This window comes from Stenotrophomonas sp. HMWF003, from assembly GCF_003061285.1.
In the GTDB taxonomy this organism is placed as follows: Bacteria; Pseudomonadota; Gammaproteobacteria; order Xanthomonadales; family Xanthomonadaceae; genus Stenotrophomonas; species Stenotrophomonas maltophilia_AP.
In genome coordinates this window covers 1-5127 of the sequence record NZ_QAIW01000310.1, presented here as the reverse complement: position 1 = coordinate 5127, position 5127 = coordinate 1, and the positions used below count along the sequence as shown (strand labels likewise).

The 5127-nt window shown below is 67.4% G+C and carries 4 protein-coding genes; all 4 read right to left on the bottom strand.

Going from position 1 to position 5127, the window contains the following annotated elements:
* On the bottom strand, window positions 1-2268 hold a 2268-nt coding region (locus DBR34_RS12655; protein ID WP_258223889.1), incomplete at its 3' end, for a type 2 lanthipeptide synthetase LanM family protein.
* Window positions 2269-2351: 83 nt separating this feature from the next.
* Window positions 2352-2558, bottom strand: coding sequence for a DUF6229 family protein (locus DBR34_RS12650; protein ID WP_128097053.1), 207 nt, complete (start codon window positions 2556-2558; stop codon window positions 2352-2354).
* A 375-nt stretch (window positions 2559-2933) separates the two neighbouring features.
* Window positions 2934-4520 (bottom strand): SDR family oxidoreductase, encoded by a 1587-nt coding sequence (locus DBR34_RS12645; RefSeq protein ID WP_128097052.1) that lies wholly within the window; start codon window positions 4518-4520, stop codon window positions 2934-2936.
* Between the two features lie 313 nt (window positions 4521-4833).
* Window positions 4834-5034 (bottom strand): hypothetical protein, encoded by a 201-nt coding sequence (locus DBR34_RS12640; protein WP_181393991.1) that lies wholly within the window; start codon window positions 5032-5034, stop codon window positions 4834-4836.
* Window positions 5035-5127 lie beyond the last annotated feature (93 nt).

Here is a 5127-nt window from a genome sequence, read left to right as displayed (position 1 = left end):
GCCGATGCCCATCGCCCCATGGGCGAAGCCGCCGATGGGTTCGTCGAACTGCGGGCTGGGCCAGCGGGCACCGCCACTGTCCACGATGGCGGCTGCCTGCACGGCGCCGGCGACACGTGCGGCCAGCGCGAGCCAGCGTGCTTCACCGGTGGCCTCGGCCAGGCCGATCAGCGGCAGGATGGCGCCGCTGACGCCATCGAGTACTTCGAACTTCGGTGACGCATCGAAACTGTGCCGCTCCAGCGACGCCGCGCAGTGCCGTGCGTCGTCGAGCAGGGCCGGGCGGTCCAGCATGTCGGCCAGGGCAAGCAGCGCCCAGATCCGCGAGCCGGCGCCCACGAAACCGCCGTCCATCTCCGAGTGGTCCAGCCGCGACATGCTGGCCAACACCTGGATCGATCCCTCCAGGGCGGACGCCAGGCCGGCTACCGCATCGGCACGCCCCGCCTGTACTTCCAGCCAGTAACCGGCCAGTGCAAAGGCGATGCCGCCCAGCCCGAAATAGGTGTCCGGGCGGACGGGCTGCACGGTCCAGCCGTTGGGCGTGATCTCCGGCGTGATCCAAGTCATCGACCCATCGTCGCCCCGGACGGACAGCCGCAGCAGGCTTTCCACCGCGGCGGCGGCCAACGCGCGGCGGCGCGTGTCCAGGTCATCAGCGCGGGGCGCGCGTGCGGCGTAGGAGTAGCCCTCGCGCGCCTCGGCCCGCGCGAGCGCATGTTGATTCAGGTCGGTCGCCACCAGCGTGCTGCGTATCGTGACGTCTTCCAGGTCGATGCGCATGTCACGCCAGTTGGCCACTACGGTGCGGATCCGTTCCGGCGCAACGGGGGCGGCGAAGATCGGGATGTCGCCGTGCCGCAGGTCGTCGATCTCGCCCATGATCGCGGCCGGGTCGGAGGGCGCGGCACGCACGACCTGCGCATTGCGCACCAGCAGATCCATCGCACGCGCGACCGCCTTGGGTTCGTCATGCAGGGACGCCGGGTGCCACAGCATCCGACCGATCTCGGCGTAGGCCATGGTCGGGCGGCGGACGTCACGTACCTGGCAGCCCTCGAAGGGCGCCAGCAACGGCATCAGCGCGTCGGCGGCATCCAGCTCGCGCAGCCGCTGGCTGGCCTGCATGAACCCCTCGCTGATCTGGTCCCAGTACTGGGACACGTCCGGATGCGGGCACGGATGGTTCTGTGACGCCGCAAAGTCCGCGTCGACCATGCCCAGGCGCGGCCCATCTGCCGCATCCTCGAGAATCACCGGTACCCGCAGCCGCGGCTGCTCGCCGGGCAACGCGCCCGCGGCGGAGAGATCGACGCCGGCCATGCCCAGGCCGGCGGTGCGGAACGGCACGATGCCCGTGCGCAGGACCGAATTCATCATCAGCTTCACGGCGATGTCGTACGCCTGCCCGTAGCCGGATGTTTCGATCTCGATGACCGGGGCGAACACACTCTCGGCATCGACCACCACCGGCACCGGCCCGACCGCGATCAGGTTTTCCAGGTGGATGTCGGTACCGCCGATCAGGCGCAGCACCGCCAGCCAGTGGCCGAGCCCGCGGTAGTAGGTCTGCAGCTCCGGGTCACCGTCGCAGTAGCGGTGCGCGGCAAACGCTGCCCAGCCATGACTGCCGCGATCGATCACGCGTGGCACCCGCACCCGGTCCGGCACGTCGCCGAACACGGCGCCAAGGAAGGCGTCCAGTGTGGCGTCGATGCGCAGCGAGCGCGGCTTGTACATCAGGGGGCCGCCTTCGAAGACCAGGCGGGCAACGGTGCGGCCCTGTGAATGCAGGTCGCCCTTGCCCAGCGACACGGACACCAGCTGGCCGGCCGGGCGCCCGAGCAGGGCAGGGAAGTCGTCGCGGTCGGCGACGATGCGCGTTGCCAGTTCTTCGACGGCATTGCATTGCGCGGCCAGCATCTGCTGGAACCTAGGCCGCAACGCAGGGTAGCGCTGGTCCAGGTGCGCGCTGAAATCGGGGTGGGTGGCGAGCTGCACGAACTGTGCAAACTGCTCCGCGCTGTCGGTCGCGGTGATGGTGCCGCTGCGGACGGCTGCGTGCAGCTCCAGCAGCAACAGCCGGTTGAGTTTCAGGTGGGCATGTTCGAGCAGTGCGCTCTCGGCCTGCGCGCGGATCAGCGCAATTTCCGCGGCACTCAGGCCGGGGGCCAGGCAGTTCAGGCGCCTGGACAGCGCGTCGCGCTGGTCTGCCGTGATGTGGTTGATAACAAGAGCAAACGAATCGACTACGGTTGTGCCCGCCATTGCCTTCCCTGCGATAGTGTCCGGATGCGGCATTGCTGGAGACGGCGCGCAGCACGGTTGGCTGCGCGCCGGTACAGGCTAGATCAGCAACACATGCAGTGATTGACCACTGACATGGTGGTGGTGCAGTTGCCGGTGCCGCCGGTCGCCATGGTGGGGGCGATCGCGGTCAGGGCAGCATCGGTTGCTTCCTGGCCGTAGATGAAGAGCGAACCCGCCGGATTCTCGCAGCCGTCGACGCTGTCTGCGCCATTGAGCCAACCCGCAACGACGTTGTCATTCAATTCCATTCCGCTTTCTCCTGTTGATCAACAATGAAGCGATCAAGGCGCCAGGACGAAGCTGGCGCCTCTGGGATACGGCCATTCCATGGCAAGGCGAGGACGCCCGGCAATACGGAGTGACGATGGTCAGGCCGCATTTCTAAGATGCACATAATTGTTTGTCAGGTCAAACTGAGAAATGGTGCTCAGAACCATTCCGTATGTGCGCTTGTTACCGTGTAGGAAAATACCTACGCCTTTGTGCGATGCAGTACTTCAGCATCGGGGGGCAACGGATGGGCGAAGCGAATCACCCTGCTGACTTGAAACGAAGGCGGGAAAATACACGCCTGATGCCCCCGCAACCCGGAGTGCCGGGCTGCGGGTAATCACATCGCGTTCTTACCAATCGGTAGGCGCGTAGTCCTTCAGGAACTGGCCCCAGACGTGCTCGCCGGTGTTGATGCCATGGATGATCGGGTCAACGATGCGTGCGGCACCGTCCACGATGTCCAGCGGCGGATGGAAGCGCTCTTCCTGCACTTTCTTGGCCGCGATGTCTGCCGGATCCTCGTCGGTCACCCAGCCGGTATCCACGCTGTTCATGTGGATGCCGTCGTTCTGGTAATCGGCCGCCGAGGTGCGCGTCATCATGTTCAACGCGGCCTTGGCCATGTTGGTATGCGGATGCCGGGTGGTCTTGAAGTTGCGGTAGAACTGGCCTTCCATCGCCGACACGTTGACGATGTGCTTGTCGCGGCCCGGCGTGCGCAGCATCAGCGGCTTCAACCGCGCGTTGATGATGAACGGCGCGATGGCATTCACCAGCTGGGTTTCCAGCAGTTCCACCGACGGCACTTCGGCCATCAGCATGCGCCAGGAATTGCGTCCGCGCAGGTCCACCTGCTGCAGGTCCTGGTCCAGGCGGCCGTCCGGGAACAGATGCTGCTGGGCCACCAGCTCATCTTCCAGCAGCGGCACCTGCGACAGCTCGGCGGCGCGGGTGAGGCCGTTGGCACCGTTGAACCCCTGGTCCTGCACCACCGGCAGCGACGCGGTCGACGTTGCGCCCAGCAGCTCGGCGCTGCGCAGGCCTTCGTAGTCGCCGATCAGCTTGCGCAGCGTCTCCGGCACTTCGTGCAGCGCTGCGGTTTCGCCGGCCATCATGTGCGCGTAGAACTGCGGCGGGCGGCGGACGGTCTGGCAGGCGTTGTTGATGATGAAGTCCAGGCGCGTGCGCGTGGCCAGCAACTCGTTGCAGAACGCTTCGACGCTGGGCGTGTGGCGCAGGTCCAGCCCGTAGACCTGCAGGCGGTGGCCCCACTCGGCGAAGTCCGGCTCTTCGGCGTAACGAGCGGCCGAATCGCGCGGGAAGCGCGTGGTCACGATCAGCTCGGCGCCGGCACGCAGCAGCTTCAGGCCGGCCTGGTAGCCGATCTTGACCCGGCCACCGGTGAGCAACGCGACGCGACCGTGCAGGTCGGCGGTCTCGGTGCGCTTGATGAAGTTGAGCTCGGCGCACGCCGGGCACATCTGGTCGTAGAAGTGATGCAGCTGGGTGAACTTCTGCTTGCACACGTAGCAGTGGCGCAGCTCCGGCGAATGCACCGGCTCCGGCGTTTCGGCAGCGTTCTCGCCGTTGCTCGCGTCATGCAGCCCGGCGGCGTGCGGCGGGAAATAGTTCGGCGTGCTGAAGACCGGCTTGCGACGCAGGGCGCGGATGCCGGTCTGCTCCAGCAGGGCTTCAGCCTTGGCCACCTTTTCCTGGTGGCGCTGCTTGGCCTGCTGCTTCAGCTTCTGCCGGCGGGCCTTGGGTTCGGGGTGGTAGACCTTGGCCACCACCTGGTGCAGGCGCACGCGGTCGGCCTCGGGCAGCGTGTCGAGCACGGTGCGGTCGGCCTCGATCGCCTCCAGCAGGTCCAGCGCGGCGCGCAGGCGGTCGGTCAGGGGCAGGTCGTCGGCGTCGACGGGCGTGGCGATGGTGTTCAAGTCAGATCCGGGAGCAGCGGCGGGAAGACAGCAGGGGACGGCAGAGCGATGACCGCCTCGATGCGGGTCCATGCTGTAGCGGACCGGGAGGCCCGGCCAGCGGCCATTGTCCCCGATCCGGGGGTGTTGGCGCCAATCCGGCCTCCCGCCGGAGGAGAAGGGGCCGCCGGGCGGCGTGGTGGACGGCGGGAAAGGGGCGCGGCGACGCGGACTGTTCAGGTTTGCCCGGCGCCTTATGACAGCGACGGACCACAGACGCGGGCAGCTACTGCGCAGCAGGAAACCGCTGCGCAGCAGCCCGCCGTCCCTTCGGCTAGCGGTGACCCTCAGCACCGGTGTCATCCCGGGCTGCCGCTTCATGGGCACGACGCACCGCCTCTTCGGCGGCAGCATCGGCGCGCCGCTCGGCGTCCTTAGCCGCTTCGATCGCCTGCTGGGAGCACTCCATCGCCCTGCGGACGGCCTCGTCCGTGGCGGCCATCGCGGCGTCTACCATTTCCTGGATGATCTCCATCCGAGACCTGGGGGGTACGTACGCCTCCGGGGGCGAAGGGGCCGGCGCAGGAACCGATACAGCGCGGGCGCCGGTGGGTGACGGGGGAGAGGA

Coding starts and splice junctions, on each gene's coding strand:
- DBR34_RS12650 (WP_128097053.1), bottom strand. CDS start 2,558: ATGGAATTGAATGACAACGTCGTTGCGGGTTGGCTCAATGGCGCAGAC.
- DBR34_RS12640 (WP_181393991.1), bottom strand. CDS start 5,034: ATGGAGATCATCCAGGAAATGGTAGACGCCGCGATGGCCGCCACGGAC.